Annotated in this window: 17 protein-coding genes; 6 read left to right on the forward strand and 11 right to left on the reverse strand. The window is 65.0% G+C overall.

Translation table 11 applies throughout. The features are described from left to right. Positions 1-4: 4 nt before the first annotated feature. Positions 5-934 (reverse strand): agmatinase, encoded by a 930-nt coding sequence (gene speB / locus KUV81_RS04745; protein WP_222542693.1) that lies wholly within the window; start codon positions 932-934, stop codon positions 5-7. A 182-nt stretch (positions 935-1,116) separates the two neighbouring features. On the opposite strand from speB, the gene KUV81_RS04750 reads away from it, so the two are divergent. Further along, complete coding sequence (locus KUV81_RS04750; protein WP_222542694.1) at positions 1,117-2,250, forward strand: hypothetical protein; 1,134 nt, start codon at positions 1,117-1,119, stop codon at positions 2,248-2,250. A gap of 58 nt (positions 2,251-2,308) precedes the next feature. On the opposite strand, the gene KUV81_RS04755 is transcribed toward KUV81_RS04750, so the two are convergent. After that, positions 2,309-2,953, reverse strand: a complete 645-nt coding sequence (locus KUV81_RS04755) for a nitroreductase family protein (RefSeq protein WP_222542695.1) — start codon at positions 2,951-2,953, stop codon at positions 2,309-2,311. A 156-nt stretch (positions 2,954-3,109) separates the two neighbouring features. Here KUV81_RS04755 and KUV81_RS04760 point away from each other — a divergent pair, with 156 nt between their 5' ends. Both KUV81_RS04760 and KUV81_RS04765 read left to right on the forward strand, forming a co-directional pair. Further along, complete coding sequence (locus KUV81_RS04760) at positions 3,110-4,372, forward strand: hypothetical protein (protein WP_222542696.1); 1,263 nt, start codon at positions 3,110-3,112, stop codon at positions 4,370-4,372. After that, the gene (locus tag KUV81_RS04765) at positions 4,369-5,004 is read left to right on the forward strand and encodes a COG3650 family protein (protein WP_222542697.1); all 636 of its coding nucleotides are present in this window, start codon (positions 4,369-4,371) and stop codon (positions 5,002-5,004) included. Before KUV81_RS04760 ends, KUV81_RS04765 begins: the two co-directional genes overlap by 4 nt. A 61-nt stretch (positions 5,005-5,065) precedes the next feature. Here the strand turns inward: KUV81_RS04765 and asnS are convergent, their stop codons facing one another. The 3 genes from asnS to KUV81_RS04780 all read right to left on the reverse strand — a co-directional run bounded on the left by asnS (position 5,066) and on the right by KUV81_RS04780 (position 8,165). After that, positions 5,066-6,466 carry an asparagine--tRNA ligase gene (gene asnS / locus KUV81_RS04770; protein ID WP_222542698.1) on the reverse strand — a complete coding sequence of 467 codons (1,401 nt, stop codon included), beginning with the start codon at positions 6,464-6,466 and terminating at the stop codon, positions 5,066-5,068. Between the two features lie 100 nt (positions 6,467-6,566). Next, on the reverse strand, positions 6,567-7,163 hold the full coding sequence (locus tag KUV81_RS04775) for a CoA pyrophosphatase (protein ID WP_222542699.1): 597 nt from the start codon (positions 7,161-7,163) through the stop codon (positions 6,567-6,569). A 129-nt stretch (positions 7,164-7,292) separates the two neighbouring features. After that, positions 7,293-8,165: a radical SAM protein gene (locus tag KUV81_RS04780; RefSeq protein ID WP_222542700.1), complete on the reverse strand. Its 873-nt coding sequence runs from the start codon at positions 8,163-8,165 to the stop codon at positions 7,293-7,295. Between the two features lie 255 nt (positions 8,166-8,420). Here KUV81_RS04780 and KUV81_RS04785 point away from each other — a divergent pair, with 255 nt between their 5' ends. Together KUV81_RS04785 and KUV81_RS04790 are read left to right on the forward strand one after the other, a co-directional pair. Then, positions 8,421-9,578: a glycosyltransferase gene (locus KUV81_RS04785; RefSeq protein WP_222542701.1), complete on the forward strand. Its 1,158-nt coding sequence runs from the start codon at positions 8,421-8,423 to the stop codon at positions 9,576-9,578. Between the two features lie 8 nt (positions 9,579-9,586). Continuing rightward, complete coding sequence (locus KUV81_RS04790; protein ID WP_222542702.1) at positions 9,587-10,216, forward strand: START domain-containing protein; 630 nt, start codon at positions 9,587-9,589, stop codon at positions 10,214-10,216. A gap of 5 nt (positions 10,217-10,221) precedes the next feature. Here the strand turns inward: KUV81_RS04790 and KUV81_RS04795 are convergent, their stop codons facing one another. After that, the gene (locus tag KUV81_RS04795; protein ID WP_222542703.1) at positions 10,222-10,581 is read right to left on the reverse strand and encodes a DUF5329 domain-containing protein; all 360 of its coding nucleotides are present in this window, start codon (positions 10,579-10,581) and stop codon (positions 10,222-10,224) included. Positions 10,582-10,707: 126 nt separating this feature from the next. Here KUV81_RS04795 and KUV81_RS04800 point away from each other — a divergent pair, with 126 nt between their 5' ends. Beyond that, positions 10,708-10,989, forward strand: coding sequence for a DUF406 family protein (locus KUV81_RS04800; protein WP_222542704.1), 282 nt, complete (start codon positions 10,708-10,710; stop codon positions 10,987-10,989). On the opposite strand, the gene KUV81_RS04805 is transcribed toward KUV81_RS04800, so the two are convergent. The 5 genes from KUV81_RS04805 to pabB form a co-directional block, all read right to left on the reverse strand. Further along, positions 10,981-11,880: an FAD:protein FMN transferase gene (locus tag KUV81_RS04805; RefSeq protein ID WP_261389193.1), complete on the reverse strand. Its 900-nt coding sequence runs from the start codon at positions 11,878-11,880 to the stop codon at positions 10,981-10,983. The genes KUV81_RS04800 and KUV81_RS04805 overlap by 9 nt on opposite strands. Further along, a complete protein-coding gene (locus KUV81_RS04810) occupies positions 11,880-13,166 on the reverse strand; it encodes a DUF3570 domain-containing protein (RefSeq protein WP_222542705.1) in 1,287 nt (428 codons plus the stop codon). The genes KUV81_RS04805 and KUV81_RS04810 overlap by 1 nt, the downstream gene beginning before the upstream one ends. Next, positions 13,157-13,375 (reverse strand): DUF4266 domain-containing protein, encoded by a 219-nt coding sequence (locus tag KUV81_RS04815; protein WP_222542706.1) that lies wholly within the window; start codon positions 13,373-13,375, stop codon positions 13,157-13,159. Before KUV81_RS04815 ends, KUV81_RS04810 begins: the two co-directional genes overlap by 10 nt. 15 nt (positions 13,376-13,390) lie before the next feature. Further along, positions 13,391-13,873 (reverse strand): TlpA family protein disulfide reductase, encoded by a 483-nt coding sequence (locus KUV81_RS04820; RefSeq protein WP_222542707.1) that lies wholly within the window; start codon positions 13,871-13,873, stop codon positions 13,391-13,393. Between the two features lie 88 nt (positions 13,874-13,961). Continuing rightward, positions 13,962-15,362: an aminodeoxychorismate synthase component I gene (pabB, locus tag KUV81_RS04825; protein ID WP_222542708.1), complete on the reverse strand. Its 1,401-nt coding sequence runs from the start codon at positions 15,360-15,362 to the stop codon at positions 13,962-13,964. Positions 15,363-15,396: the final 34 nt, after the last annotated feature.

Raw genomic sequence — 15,396 nt, forward strand, 5'->3', positions numbered from 1 at the left:
GGGCTCAGGCTTCGGGCTTTAACCGCAGCGCCTGCAGATGCAGCATCTCGGTGGCCAGGCTGGCGCCGGCCAGGGCGGTGATGTCGGCGTGGTCATAGGCGGGGGAGACCTCCACCAGGTCCATGCCAACGATGTTGAGGCCCTTGAGTCCGCGGAGGATCTTCAGCGCCTTGTCGGTGGTGATGCCGCCGCACACCGGGGTGCCGGTGCCCGGGGCAAAAGCCGGGTCCAGGCAGTCGATGTCAAAGCTCAGGTAGACCGGCAAGTCGCCCACCCGCTCGCGGATGGTTTCGACGATGTCCTGGGCCGGCATGTCGTTGGCCTCATCCGCCTCGATCACCTGGTAGCCGTGGCCCTCTCGGGTGTACTCGGTGCGGATCCCCACCTGGATGGAGTGCGCCGGATCCACCAGCCCCTCCTTGGGAGCGTGGTAGAACATAGTGCCGTGGTCGTAACGGCCCCCGGCGTGGTAGGTATCGGTGTGGGCGTCGAAGTGGATCAGCGCCAACTTGCCAAAGCGTGCGGCGTGGGCCCGCAGCAGCGGCAGGGTAATAAAGTGATCGCCACCGAAGGTCAGCAGGGTCTTACCCGCATCCAGCAAGGTCTCGGCGTGGGCGGTCAGACGCTGCATCATCTGTTCGCTGTCGCCGCAGTCAAACACCAGATCGCCGCAGTCGACCATCTTGAGTCGGTCGTTCAGGGCAAAGTCCCAGGGCCAGCGGCACCCCTCCCAGGCCAGGTTGACCGAGGCCTTGCGCATCGCTTCCGGGCCCTGGCGGGCGCCGCCGCGGCCGGTGGTGGCAAGGTCGAAGGGGACGCCGGTGATCACCAGATCCGCATCGGACTCGGCGGGGCGAAAGTCCAGGGGCTGGCGGAGAAATCCAAAGGCGTTGGAGTAAAGGGAATGATCGGGTTGGGTGGCGATGGTTGCCATAACGCTCCAAGGCTAGCGAATGCTAAGCGACAAAGGGGATACACCGACATATTGTCCTGCAGGATCCCGTTCTTGTCACTCTCCTTTGCGTCGGGCAAGCCATTTCCCTTTGCCATTGGCGAATTGGACAGCGACGCGATCGCCGCATAACTTCATAGAAAGTCCAAATGGGGTGATTGCCTATGCGCTGGCTTCCTGGGGTGTTCTTGTTGGTGGGCTGCAGCAGCAGTGTCGAGGCGCCGGTGGCGCCGAGCAAATCCTCCTGGAATCAGCCCAATATCGAGTACCGGTTTAACCAGCCCGATGACGCCATCCTGAGGCTCTCCGCCACCCTTAACGCCTCCGACGCCCAAGGCCTCAAGACCCAGCTTCAGCCCCCCCATCCCCTGGCTCAGTGGGAGCCGCAGCTGCAGGACGACCCCGCCTGGCGAGAACTGGTGGAGCAATGGGTGGATGAGTTGATGTTGCACGCCGGGGCGGGGCAGTGGCAGCTGCGCAGTGTGGATCCCAGGGCCTCCGGCTGGCGCGCCGAGTACCGCCTGGTGCATGAAAACTTCGCCGTGGAGTTTTTCTATTTCGACATCGGGGAAGGGCCGGCCGGGCCGCGCATCGAGGACATGGGCAACCACCTGTTCCAGATGAGCCAGGTGGAGCTGATGGACCACCTCTACCACCAGTTGATGGCGGAGTACGGTGAGGAGGATCAGCCGTTCAAGACCTTCTTTGCCCAGCTGCAGCCCTACGGCGAGGGCCGACTGGCCAAGTCGGTGTTCGTCAAACACTACCGGGCGCTGCCCCAGGAGCTGCAGAACAAGTCCCTGACCCGGGAGTTGATGCTGCGGGCCCTCAGTGGCAACGAGGATGAGTGGTTTTTACAACTGCCGGATGGGGTGGTGCACCGGTTGTACGGTGACGATTACCGCCTGATGCAGACCAACTACTGCCTGGCGGACATCGGGGCCGATTGCCGCTCGGTGTTCCAACGCTTGCCCAGCACCTTGCGCAGTGACGCGGCGCTGCAGACAGAGATGGGGATCCGCGCCCTGCAGCGGGGCGATCTGGGCCAGGCCCGCGTCTACGCCGATCGGGCCATGGCGGACAGCCAGGACTACCTGCCCACCTTCTGGCTGAGTCTGCAGGTGGCCCTGGGCCAGGAGGATCATTCGGGGGCGGTGGCCAGCCTGGACACCCTGACCCGCAACTTCGACTTGCCGCTGGAGAAGGACGTCCTGTTTGAGATCTACCCCGAAGAGGGGGAACGTTTTCTCACGTCACCGGCTTTCTACCAGTGGGCCCAGAGCCGACAGGGGGAGTAGGGCTCAACGCCCAAACAAGAACGGCGCCCTTGGGCGCCGTTTTTTGTGTCTGTGCGACTCAGCGGATCTCAGTAACCATCTGCGGGCGGGCGAAACGCACCTTGGCGGCCTTGTCCAGGGTGTTGAAGTCGGTCTCGCTGCGCTGACCCACGACGCCGGCCACCACGGAGGTCAGCCCCTTGGCTTGAAGGTCCAGCAGAGGATCCATCTGCTCGGGCAGGAACCCCTCTACCGGGCAGCTGTCCAGGTCCAGCAGGGCACAGGAGAGCAGAAACTGGCCAAACACCAGGTAGACCTGGCGCTTCATCCACTCCTGGCGCTCGGCCGGGCTCATGGCGTTGACGTAGTTGGTCATCATGGCGACGCGGGCTTCGTCCACCTCGCCACCGCGCACCTGGGCCACCATCTGCTCGATGGCGCGCACCTCGGCTTCGCCGAACTCGGTCTTGGCGCAGAACAGGAACAGGTGGGAACCGTCGGCAAACTTGGGTTTGTTGTTGTCCCAGGCAGCCTCGGCCAGGCGGGCTTTCTCCTCGTCATTGCTGATGACATACAGGTGCCAGGGCTGGCTGTTGATGGAGGTGGGGGCCAGACACAGGGTGTCGATCAGGGCGTCGATCTTGTCGGGGTCCACCTGGGCGCCCGCTTCAAACACCTTGGTGCTGTATCGGCTCGCCTGAGCCTGCTGCAATGTCGTGATCATAAAGCCTTCTTTTAGGGTTGTTTCCGGCATTGGCAGGCTACTATTGAGGACAATGGCGAGGGATTCAAGCCAGAGGCCACCGGGGAGCGTGAAGCCCATCACAGATGTGACACGCCGGGCGCCGTTGTTGTCCTACCCAGTCTGTAAGGGGGCACCGTGATCCTTCGTTTCCTGATTTGCGTCAGCCTCTTAGGTTTGAGCGTCGCCGCCCCGGCGGCCCAAGATCCCACCACCTTCGCCCGCCAGTTGCAGCAGTGGCTCAACGGCGCCACAGGCCCTGCCGCCTGGCAGGACTTTGACCGCTACCACTGGACCCTGGTCAACGGCAGCACCCGTTGGTCGCCCCGGGCCGGGCTCCAGGTGCTGGCCCAGGGAGAGCGCCTGGTGCTGATGGGGGGGCGCACTCCCAATCCGCCGCAGTTTCCCCCCATCCCCGGCGACAGCGTGATCCACGGCGATGTCTGGGTGAGCGAGGACAGGGGCAGCAGCTGGCATCAGGTGCTGGCCACCGGTACACCGGATCAGTGGCCGGCCCGGGCCTACTTCCAGGCGTTAAAGCGCGGGCGCTACCTCTACTTGATGGGGGGGCAGAACTTCAACCTGGTGCCCAACGCCTGCCCACCCGGGGTACCGAATTGCCCGCCGTTCGTCTCCCAGTCGGATTTCTTTAACGACGTCTGGCGCAGCCGGGACGGCGTGCACTGGCAACAGCTGACGGCGGCCGCCGGTTGGGAGGGCCGGGCGGGGCTGTCGGCGACGGTGCACCGGGGGGCGTTTTACGTCGCTGGCGGTTCTCGTAACGACGATGACGCCATCATTGGCGGACCGCCTCAGCGGATCTACTACAACGACGTGTGGAAGTCCTACAACGGCCGGGACTGGCAGCGGGTGACCGAGCAGGCCCCCTGGGCGGCCCGCGCCGGGGGCGTGCTGCTGAGCAAGGACGGCTACCTCTACCTGCTGGGGGGCGAAGTGGGCTTTGTCTGTGCACCGCTGCCCACCTGCACGCCGCCCTATTTCAACGACGTCTGGCGCTCCAAAGACGGCGCCCACTGGGAGCAGGTCACCGCATCCGCCGGCTGGTCACCCAGGCCTGGCCACCAGTGCGTGGTGGCGGCGGATCACCTGGTGTGCTTCGGCGGCTTTGGCCTGCTGGCCAACCCCATGGACGTCTGGGTCAGCCGTGAGGGGAGGGAGTGGACCCAGGTCAGCGACAGCCCCTGGAACGCGGTGGCGCCCTCGGAGATCAAGTACGACTTCGATGCCCTGGTGATCACCGAGGGGCAGCGCCGCCCGGTGATCTTCACCTTCGGTGGCGACCGGGAGACCTTCGACTTTGACGATCCACTCAATTACCTTAATGTGGACAACGACGTATGGCGCTTTGAATCGCCGGTTGAAGCCAAGGAATCCCCATGAAGTCTCTGCCCCTCTCCCTCTCTGTGTTGCTATTAAGTGGCTGTGCCGGACCGGCCAGCTCGGAACCGGACACGCCGGTCCCCGAGGTCAAACCGGTGACCCTGGTCATGGCCTGCGAAACCCTCACCTTTACCGCCCGAGTGGAGGGGGAGCGGGCCTGGCTGTTCCTGCCCGGTGAGACCCTTATGGCCGAGCGGGTGCCCACCGCCTCCGGGGCCCGCTACCAGGCGGGCGATACCGGGTTGTGGCTTAAGGGGGAGGAGGGCACCTTGCTCCAGCCCGGTCAGGCTGATGAGCGGTGTCGCAATGATCGCCGGGCGGCCATCTGGGAGGGGGCCAAGCTCGATGGCATGGATTTTCGGGGCATCGGCAACGAGCCGCCCTGGATTTTGGAGCTGTGGCCTGAGAAGGTGGTGCTTAAAACCGGCTATGAGATGTCCCAGCGAACCTGGCCCCGGCCCGAGCCGGTGACCGGTGAGCGCTCAAGCCGCTTCGAGTTGGCGGCGGGGGTGAGCGTGACCCTGGAGGGCAAGGCCTGCAGCGACAGCATGAGCGGCGAGGCCTTTGAAACCACGGTCACCGTGACCGACGGCGAGCGCACCTACCGAGGCTGCGGACGGGCGCTGCATTGAGATTCTGAAGACACAAAAAAGCGCGCCGAAGGGCGCGCTTTTTTCGACCCTCGGGCCGCGCTTAGAAGTTGGCGCTGCGCGGGCTGCGGGGGAAGGGGATCACATCGCGGATGTTGGCCACGCCGGTGACATAGCTGACCAGGCGCTCAAAGCCCAGGCCGAAACCGGAGTGGGGGATGGTGCCGTAGCGACGCAGATCGCGGTACCAGAACATCTCCTCTTTGGGGATCCCCATCTCTTCCATGCGCTGATCCAGCACCTCGAGGCGCTCTTCACGCTGGGAGCCACCGATGATCTCACCGATGCCCGGGGCCAGAACGTCCATGGCGGCCACGGTCTTGCCGTCGTCGTTCAGGCGCATGTAGAAGGCTTTGATGTCTTTGGGGTAGTTCTTCACCACCACCGGCGCCTTGAAGTGCTCCTCGGCGAGGAAGCGCTCGTGCTCGGAGGCCAGATCGATGCCCCATTCCACCGGGAACTCGAAGGTCTTGCCGCAGTCTTTGAGGATCTCGATGGCGTCGCTGTAGTCCACCTGGGCAAAGTCGGCTTTCACGAAGTCCTGCAGACGGGTGATCACCTCTTTGTTCACGCGCTGCTCGAAGAACTTCAGATCGTCCATCCGCTCCTCCAGTACGGCATTGAAGCAGTACTTGAGCATGGCTTCGGCCAGGGCGGCGTTGTCGTCCAGATCGGCGAAGGCCACTTCTGGCTCCACCATCCAAAACTCCGCCAGGTGGCGAGAGGTGTTGGAGTTCTCGGCGCGGAAGGTCGGGCCGAAGGTGTACACCTTGCTCATGGCGCAGGCGTAGGTTTCGGCGTTGAGCTGACCGGAGACGGTCAGGAAGGTCTCCTTACCGAAAAAGTCCTGGTCGTAATCCACCTCGCCGTTGTCCAGGCGGGGCAGGTTGTTCATGTCCAGGGTGGAGACCCGGAACAGCTCACCGGCGCCCTCGGCGTCGGAGGCGGTCAGGATCGGGGTGGAGACCCAGATGAAGCCCTGCTCGTGGTAGAAGCGGTGGATCGCCTGGGAGAGGCAGTTTCGCACGCGCATCACCGCACCGGTGATGTTGGTGCGCGGACGCAGGTGGGCCACTTCACGCAGGTACTCGATGGAGTGACGCTTGGCCGCCATTGGGTAGGTGTCCGGGTCTTCCACCCAGCCGATCACCTCAACGGCGCTCACCTTCAGTTCGAAGGCCTGGCCCTTGCCGGGGGATTCCACCACCTCGCCGGTCATGGCCACGGAGCAGCCGGCGGTCAGGCGCAGCACTTCGTCGTTGTAATTGGGCAGCTCATTGGGGACCACGCCCTGGATCGGGTCAAAACAGGAGCCGTCATACACGGCCAAAAAAGAGATGCCAGCTTTGGAATCGCGACGGGTGCGGATCCAGCCGCGCACGGTCACTTCGCTGCCGACAGCGTGATCGCCTTTCAGGACGTCAGCAATGGTTGCCAGGGTCATACTCGGAAAGTTCTCCAACGAGTCGAATAATAAACAGTTTTCGGCGTTTGCCGGAACCGGACATCTTACCTAGATACAGCAGTTTCTCAAGGCCGATCTGTCAGGGCCCCGGGGGGGCCTGGCCAAAGCCGAGCTGGCGGGCCAGTTGTTCTATCATAGCCGCTGTCGCGCCCCAGACCTGGTGGGGCATAAAGTAGACGCTGTGGTCGGTACCGGCGCGCCCCACGGAGAGGTGCCAGCGCCGCTCGGGCTGAAGAAAATCCTCCAGCGGCGCGTAGAACATGCGGGCCACTTCCCGCTCGGACAGCACCGGGGTAAAGGGGCGGGTGATCAGCGCCACCTGGGGGAACACCCGGAAGTGACTCAGGGTGTGAAACTCCGGCAGGGCACCGATGCGGGTCACGTGGCTGGCGGGCAGGCCGATCTCCTCCCAGGACTCCCGCACTGCCGTATCCCAGGGGGTGGCGTCCTCCTCGTCCACCTTGCCGCCGGGAAAGGCGATTTGTCCGGCGTGGGTGGGCATCTCCGCGGTGCGTTCGGTGAGCAGCAGGTTCAGCCGCCCCTCCATCTGCTGCAGACCAATCAGCACCGCTGCGTCGCGCAATTTGGGGTGGCCGGTCAGGGCCGGACGCAGGGGATCCTCCCCGTCGGGGCCGGGGCTCAAATGAAAGCGGGTCAGAAACTCCGTTTTGTCCATCGGTTCGCTTTTGGGATGGGTACTCCTGTTCAGCTTGCCAGAACTACCGGGGCAAAGGCCAGTGCGGGTGGGGTTGTAAGCGGGTGACCCAATGTGGGCACCCGCTTCAAGTTGCGGTTGAGTCCGGGCCTACCAGGGCTGGGTCAGCAACCGGTTCTGCTGGGCGATGGGGTGGTGGGCCATGGCGTGCTCCACCCGGGCCAGGAAGGTCGGTTGCTGTTCCGGCAGCCAGCCTTTCATCGACAGCACATTGTTGCCGTGGTCGCCCCAGTAGAAGGTGTCGAACTTAAGATTGGCCAGCAGGTGGCGCTCCTCCTCCAGCAGCTGCAACGGCGTGGGCAGCAGAAACTCGCCCCGCGCCACCTCCTGGGCCAGCTCACTGCCCGGCTGCACCGCCAGCGCCATGGGGGCGATCTGCTCGGGTTTCAGTTCATTGAGCAGGGCGGTGGTGGCCTGGATGTGCGCCTCGGAGCGGTCTTTGCCCCCCAGGCCGAAGATGAAAGAGAGCAGCACCTCGATGCCGGCTTTCTTGGCCTTGGCCATCCCGTCCCGGGCCTGCTCCGCGGTCATCCCCTTTTTGATCTTCTCCAACACCAGCGGGTCACCGGACTCCAGGCCGGCGTAGATCATCGATACCCCAGCCGCCTTGAGCGCCGCCAGATCCTCATCGGATTTGCGCCGCAGATCGTTAAGGCAGCTGTAGAGCGCGATGCGTTCGCACTCCGGGAAGGTGGTGGTGATCTTGTTGAGGATGGCCAGCAGCAGCTCGGTGCGCATCGCCATCACGTTGCCGTCGATAAAAAAGATGGAGCGGACCTCGGAGTAACGGGCCCGGGCGCTCTCGATGTCGGCAAAGATGTCGTCCATCTCGCGGATCTTGAACCGCTTGTCGTCAAACATGGTGCAGAAGGTGCACTGGTTGTTGCTGCAGCCCAGGGTCGCCTGGATCAGCAGACTGTTGGCCTCGGGCCAGGGGCGGTACACCTTACCTTGGTAGCGCATGAAAACCTCACTGCGTCATGGGAAAACGAGATTGGCGAGATTACGCCCAAACGAGTGAATGAAAAATGCCGCCAAGCCGAAAACAGTTTATGGCGGACGTTGAAACTGTCGGTTTACGCCGCTGTGCCAATAGGGGGCTGAACCTGGGGGGCGGCTCACCTTTTTTGATGTCCGGCGCCGGAGCCGGGGGCCAATTCAGCCTGGGTACACCTGGCGTGCCCGATCATGGCCGTTTGACAGTTTTTGGGGCGCGTTATGTTGTTCGCTGCTTTGGTCGCCGCGGCGGCCATAGGTTTGTTTCTCTTCCGGCTGTTCCTGCTCGAGCGGGACCGGGTCCACATTGGCGTCGATCGCGGTGAACACAGTGACTGGCCCTTTGTCAGCGTGATCATCCCGGCCCGTAACGAGGAGGCCAATATCCCCACGGCGCTGGGCTCCCTGGTCGCCCAGGACTACCCCCAGGACCGCTACGAAGTGGTGGTGGTGGACGATTTCTCCGAGGACAACACCCGGGCCCTGGTGGAGCGGATCGCCGCCCAGAGCGCGGTGCCGGTGCGCTGCGTCTCCGGCCGCCCCCTGCCTAAGGGCTGGTTTGGCAAGAGCAACGCCTGCATGGTGGGCGCCCAGCACGCCCGAGGGGATTACCTCTTTTTTGTCGATGCCGATACCCAATCCGAGCCCGAGATGCTGCGCTCGGTGACCCGCTTTGCCCTGGCCCGCGAGATTGACCTGCTCTCCTTCAATCCCCGTCAACGGATGGAGTCTTTCGCCGAGCGCACCTGGCTGCCGGGCCTGTTCCTGGGGATCGCTTCCTTTATGCGCTTCGGCCAGTCCAACGATCCCGACAGCGAGGAGGCGATCGCCAACGGTCAGGCGATGATGTTCCGCCGCGACGCCTACTGGGCGGTGGACGGACACCAGGTAGTGGCCGGGGAGATCTCCGAGGATCTGGCGTTCGCCCGCGCCATGAAGCAGCGGGGGTTTCGTCTGTTCTGGGCCTTTGCCGATGACCTGATGAGCACCCGCATGTACACCAACCGCGAGGAGATCTGGCTGGGCTTTTCCAAGAACATGAACCGCATCATCCAGTGCCGCTCCCGCACCCACGCCGCGGTGCTGCTGGCCCGGGCCCTGATGTTGGCCTGGACGCCCCCGGCGCTGTGGCTGGCGGCCCTGGGCCTGCACCTGGGCGGTGCTGCCTCCGCAATGGCGGTCACGACGGTGGCCGCCGGGGTCACTCTGGCGGTGGTGATCACCGCAGTGAAGATGCTCAGCGCCCTGCAGGTGCCCCTGCGCTACTTCTGGGCCCTGCCACTGGGGCTCAGCATGCAGGGGATGCTGGTGGTCAACGCCTATCGCCTGGCGGACAAGGCGGCGATCACCTGGAAAGGGCGCAAGGTGGTGGTGTCATGAAAATGGTGATGACGAGCCTTCTGGTCTTGGGGTTGGCGTGGCCGACCCTGGCGGATGAGAAGCCACTGGAGCAGGAAGCGGGCTGGCAGAAAGCCCGGGAGCGCAGCGGGATCCAGGTGTACCGCCGGGACGCGCCGGACACCCCCTTCAAGGAGTTTATGGCGGTGGCGGAGATCTCCGCTTCGGTGGAGGCCGTGCTGGCGGTGCTTCAGGATGTGGAGATCGGCGTGGAGTGGGTGGAGAACGTCGAGCAGATGCGTCTTTTGGAGCAGATCGACGCCGATCGCAGCCTGACTTACACCTACAGCGAAGCCCCCTGGCCGGTGGCGGACCGCGATGCCGTGGTGCTGAACCACTACATCCACGACACCGAGACCGGCCAGGTGCGCCTGGAGCAAAAAGGGTTGCCGGAGGCGATCGAACCGGTCAAGGGGGCGGTGCGGGTACCGCGTCTGGAGAGCCTCTGGGTGCTGACGCCGGTGAGCCCCACCGTCACCCGGGTGCATTACCGGGTGCTGACCGATCCCGGTGGTCGGCTGCCGGCCTGGCTCATCAACCAGGTGACGGTGTCCCAGCCTTACCACACCCTTCGTGGGCTGCGTGAGCAGGTTACCCGCACGGCGGCCAACTCGCGCTGATGGCCTTACTGGGCCTGGCGATACGCCGCCAGGGCCCGCAGTAACCAGTCGGCGCTGGGTTCGGCGGGACTGTCGGGGCACTGGATCTGATAGTTGCGGCCGGACCAGCTGCTCTGGGTGCCCGCGTGTTCGATGAACTGCTCGGCGGTCAGCTCATGGCCTTTGCCCAGGATGTAGTTGTACTTGCGCTCCAGGTGGGAGCGAGCGTCCTCGCCATCGTAGGATTTGCCGTTGCGGATAAAGGTGCAGGGAGAGTCGGCCACCGCGTTTAACAGGTGCTGGATCTCCTGCTCGGCGGTCACGCTGGCGTTAGCACTGACGGGCCAGGCGAAAATGGCGGCAAGGAGCAGCAGGGTGCGGGTCATCATGGCCTCCCGGGGCAGGTGAGCGGAGCATGGAGGCCATCATCCCCCGTCTGGCGCCCGGATACCAGAGCGGATTGGCGCAACTATACTCCTGCGGTGGGCTTTGCCGGGTAGGAGGGCAGCAGCATGGAAAACGTCACCAAGAACGCCATCGTCGACAGTGACGATGGCCACGTGGAAGTGGAGTCGGTGATCGGCGAGGAGGAGCGGGCGATGGCGCTGATCATCGAGGCCAGTGACGAAACCGCGGCCCGAACCCAGTTCCATCAGCTGGTGGCCGAGGCGCAGACCCAATCCGCCGGCACCACCGGTGAGGCCCAGTGGGAGGCGGGCACGGGCCAGCTAAAGGTCACCCTGTTGTTCCCCAGCGCCGCCGAGCGCCTGACCTTTGAGATGAGCTTAAGCTGAGTCGGTCGTCGGACTCAGCCAATAGGGCACGGCCTGGGCCTGGATAAAGGCCTCCGCCTCGCGGCCGTGCAGCAGGGCCAGGGTGCTGAGCAGCCCCGCCTGCAGGCAGCTTTTCCCCGCCACGGTGATCTGACCGGGGCCGCCCCGGGTGGCCCAGCCGGTTTTGGGGTGGATAAGGTGGCTGTAGCGCACGCCCTCTTTAAGCAGGAAGCGCTCGGTGTCGCCACTGGTGGCCAGCGCCCCCCCGGCCAGGGTCAAGGTGGGGCCCAGGCTGCCCCCCTGGCGGATCCCCACCTGCCAGGGCTGCCCGCCGACCCGGGGACCGGTGACGGCGATGTCGCCCCCGAGGTTCACCAGCACCGCGCCGTCCCCGGCGTGTGTCGCCATCCACTGGATGACCCGGTCCACCGCGTACTCCTTGCCAATGCCGCCAAAATCCAGCTCCATCCCCCGGGGCAGGCATACCGTTTTCTCGTCAAAGCGCACCTTATCCCAGCCCACAAAGGGCAGCAGGGCGTTGATGGTGGCGGCCTCGGGCAGCCGGTCCGAACCATCAAAGTGCCAGGCGCGGCGCAGCACTCCGGACGTGAGATCAAACAATCCGTCGCTTAAGCGATAACAGGCATCGGCAAAGCGCAGCAGACGTACGGTCTCCTCGTCCAGGGCCACTGGCTGGCCCTGGCTTTGGTTGATGCGGTGGCACAGGTTGCCTTGGCGGTAGCGGCTGTACTTGTGTTCGATGGCCTGGACCTGGGCGACCGCCTGGTCAAACAGCATCTGGGCTGCCTTGGGCGCAATGCCATCAAACAGCAGCTCGCAGGGGCAGGCCATGGCGGTAAAACGGCCTAAGAGCAGGCCGTCGCTGCGACGCTCCAGAGCGATCGGGGTCATTAGAAGCGGTAGCCCAGTTGCAGGATCAGCGCCCGGACCTCGGGGTAGAGTTCCAGCCTCGACAGCTGCCCCGGGCCCGCCGGCCCCTCGGGCCGCTGCCAGTAGTAGGACAGACGCAGGTGGGCTTCGTTGCCCTGAACCGGCAGGGCGTACTTGAGCCCCAGGGTGTAGGTGTCCATCTTGGCCAGACGGTAATCGGCGCTGGCGTGCTGGGGCAGGGGCGTGTCCGCCTCAAGGAAGGGGCGATAAAAATCCGCCGCGCTCTGGCGGTAGAAGCGAAACTGGGGCTCCAGGCTGTGCCCCGGGGCCAACCGGGTGTTGAGACGCAAGTCCAGGGTGTGGGAGTCGATGCCCCAGTCGTCGTGCAGGTATCGGTAACTGGCGTCCAGCACCGGGGCGCCGAAGTGGGCCTTGGCCTGCCAGAACAGGGTGTGTTTGGTGCGGCGCCGGGGGCGGGACTCGTAGAGTTGGCGAAGGGCCGTGCCGCTGTCGTCCACCACGCTGAGCAGTTTGAAGGCGTCGCTCTGATAGCCGCTGATCTCGGCCAGACCGTAGTTGACCTGCATCACCAGGGTGCGGGTCAGGGTTTGGGTCAGCCCCAGGGTGAGCTCGGCGGTGCGCTTGTGGTCGGTACGATTGCCCCGGGTGGCGGCAAAGGCGTTGGCAAAGGCCTCCTCGGAGTCGTAATCCGCCCGCAACGGCATGGTGGCCAGGGGCAGGGGCACCCGCCCCTCCGGCTCGATGGTATCGAAAAACGCCGAGCCGCCCAGGCGCAGTTGGGTGTTGTTGCGATTGAGGCTGCGGGTCAGACCGGCGCTGAGGCCCAGGGAGAGGTAGTCGTACTCCTTGGACAGGTGGGCGGCCAGGTCCGTCTCCCAGTTGCGAGCCAGGGGCGTCGCCCAGCCGGCGTTCAGCTGCAGCCGGGTGTCCTTGAAGGTGTCGTCCAGGGGCGTTTGGCCTGGCGCGACGACGTACTCGCCCCGCCCGGAGGGGCGGGTGAAGGTTTGCGGCGCGGTCTGGGGGACGGCGCCGGTGGGTGTGGCGCCGGTGAGGCTGTCGAGGGTGAGGGCCAGTTGCAGGCGACGACCGTCGGCGTCGGTGGCGCTGGCCTGCAGGCGGCCCTCGATGGCGCTGACCCTGTCGTCCTCTTCGCCGTAGTAGAGCAGGGCCGCTTCATAGCGCCAGTCGGCCTCCTCCCCCAGTACCGTGGCCTGGGCCGGGTTCACCAGCGCCTGGCTGGCGGCCGCCAGTGCACCGGAGATCCGTGCGTGGCGCCCTAGTTGCATCCGCAGCCGCCCCCGGAGGTGCCCCGGCCACCACTGCTGGCCTCCTTGGAGAAGTGGATGTGGTCATCAAATCCCTTGTCCAGCGCATCGGCCTCCAGGGCCATGCGCGGCTCAGCCAGGACGCCCCGCTCCCAGGGCGCCACCCCCAGGCTGGCGCAGCCGCTGGTCAGGGTGAGGGTGAGGATGGCGATGAGCGCGGGTCGACGCATGGGGCCTCCAAACCCTTAAGGGTTGGGCAGGTGCTCGACGATCTCGGCGGTTAACACCTGCGCCTGACTCTGGCGAAAGCCCACGTGGCTGGCCAGGATCTGGCCGTCGCGGATGAGGTAGCTGGTGGGCATGCCGGGCACCTGGTAGGCCTCGGCGATGGCGCCTTCCGGGTCGTAGTGAATGGCAAAGTCCGCCGGGTACTTGGCGAGGAAGGGCTTGGCGTCCTCGGGATCCACATCGACGTTAACGGCGATCACCGTCAGGCCCCGTGGGCCGAGCTCGGCTTCCAACTGGTTCATAAAGGGAAAGCTGTACCGGCAGGGGCCGCACCAGCTGGCCCAGAAGTCCAGGTAGACCAGGCGCTCTTGAGAGAGGGCGACCACAGTGGTGGCTTGCCCATCCAGGGTGAGTTCAAAGTCCGGTGCGGGCTGGGCCGAGGCCGGGTGGGCCAGCAGCGCTGAGGTGAGAAACAGCAGGGTGTTGAGCAGCTTGGACACAGGTTCGCCTCCTTGAAGCCCGGTCGCCAATGGGCCTGTCATTGGCTTTGAACTTACTCCTTTTGGGCGAACACTGTCAGCCGAAAGTTCAAACTTTTTGCGTTTTCAACTCGTTGAGCAGGGGCAGGATGCGGCTGACCTTGTCGAAGCTCTCCTGGTATTCCGCTTCGCACTGGGAGTCGGCAACGATGCCGCCTCCGGCCCAGCAGTGCAGTTGCCCCTCGCGGGCCACCAGGGTGCGGATGGTAATGCTGGTGTCCATCCGCCCGTGCTGGCTGAGGTAGCCGATGCTGCCGCAGTAGAGGCTGCGCCGGTTTGGCTCCAGCTCCTCGATGATCTCCATGGCGCGGATCTTGGGGGCCCCGGTGATGGAGCCGCCGGGGAAGGCGCTGCGCAGCAGATCCAGGGGGCCGGCCTCATCCGCCAGGGTGGCGGTGACGGTGCTGACCAGGTGGTGCACCGCCGGAAAGCTTTCAATGGCGAACAACGCCGGCACCCGCACCGAGCCCGGGGCGGCGATGCGGCCCAGGTCATTGCGCAGCAGGTCCACGATCATCAGGTTCTCCGCCCGATCTTTGGGGGATTGCTGCAGCGCCAGGGCGCTTTGCGCGTCCTGGGCCGGATCCTCGAAGCGGGGACGGGTGCCCTTGATGGGCTTGGTCTGCACCTGTGTGCCCTCCACCAGCAAGAAGCGCTCCGGCGAGAGGGAGAGCAGCACCGCATCCGGCAGTCGAATGTAGGCGGAGAAGGGGGCCAGGTTGTGCTGACGCAGGGCCTTGTAGGCGTCCCACTCGTTGCCACCGTAGGGGGCGCTGAAACGCTGGGTCAGGTTAATTTGGTAGCAATCGCCGCTGGCCAGGTAGGCCTGCACCTTCTCGAAGCGCTCCCGGTACTGGGCCTCGGTCAGCTGGTGCTGCCAGGGGCCTTTGAGGGCAAAACCGAAGGGGCCGGGCTCCTGGGAGAGCTGAGCCACCAGCCAGTGGTAGCGCTCCTGCCACTGGGCCTCGTCTCCCAGCACCACCAGTTCCACCTGGTAGTGGCGCTGATCGATGACCAGGGCCCAGTCGTAGATCCCCACCGCCATCTCCGCCAGACCGATGTCGTCCTCGGCCAGGGCCGGCAGGCGCTCGAAACGGCGGCCCAGATCGTAGCTGAAGTGGCCCAGGGCGCCGCCGATAAAGGGCAGGTCTTTGGGGCCCTCCAGCTGGGGGCCGAGCACCGCGTTCTGGGTCATCGCCAGCACCTGCAGCGGGTCCCCCTGATGGGCGCTGCTGTTGCTGCCTTGCTGAACCCAGGTGGTGTCCCCCCGGGTGATCACGGTGGCGCGGGGATCCGCCACCAGGATGTCAAAGCAGGCGTCCGGGTGGGCGTCGTCCAGATCCGCCACCGCCGAGTCCAGCAGCATCGCCCAGCTTTGGTGGGCCAGGTGCTCAAACAGCGCAATGGGGTTGGCGGGCAGGGAGAGGGGACGGCGGACGTAATGGCTCATGACGTAACTACTGGACATGGGGCATGGGTAACTG

The organism is Ferrimonas balearica, assembly GCF_019802085.1.
GTDB lineage: Bacteria > Pseudomonadota > Gammaproteobacteria > Enterobacterales > Shewanellaceae > Ferrimonas > Ferrimonas balearica_B.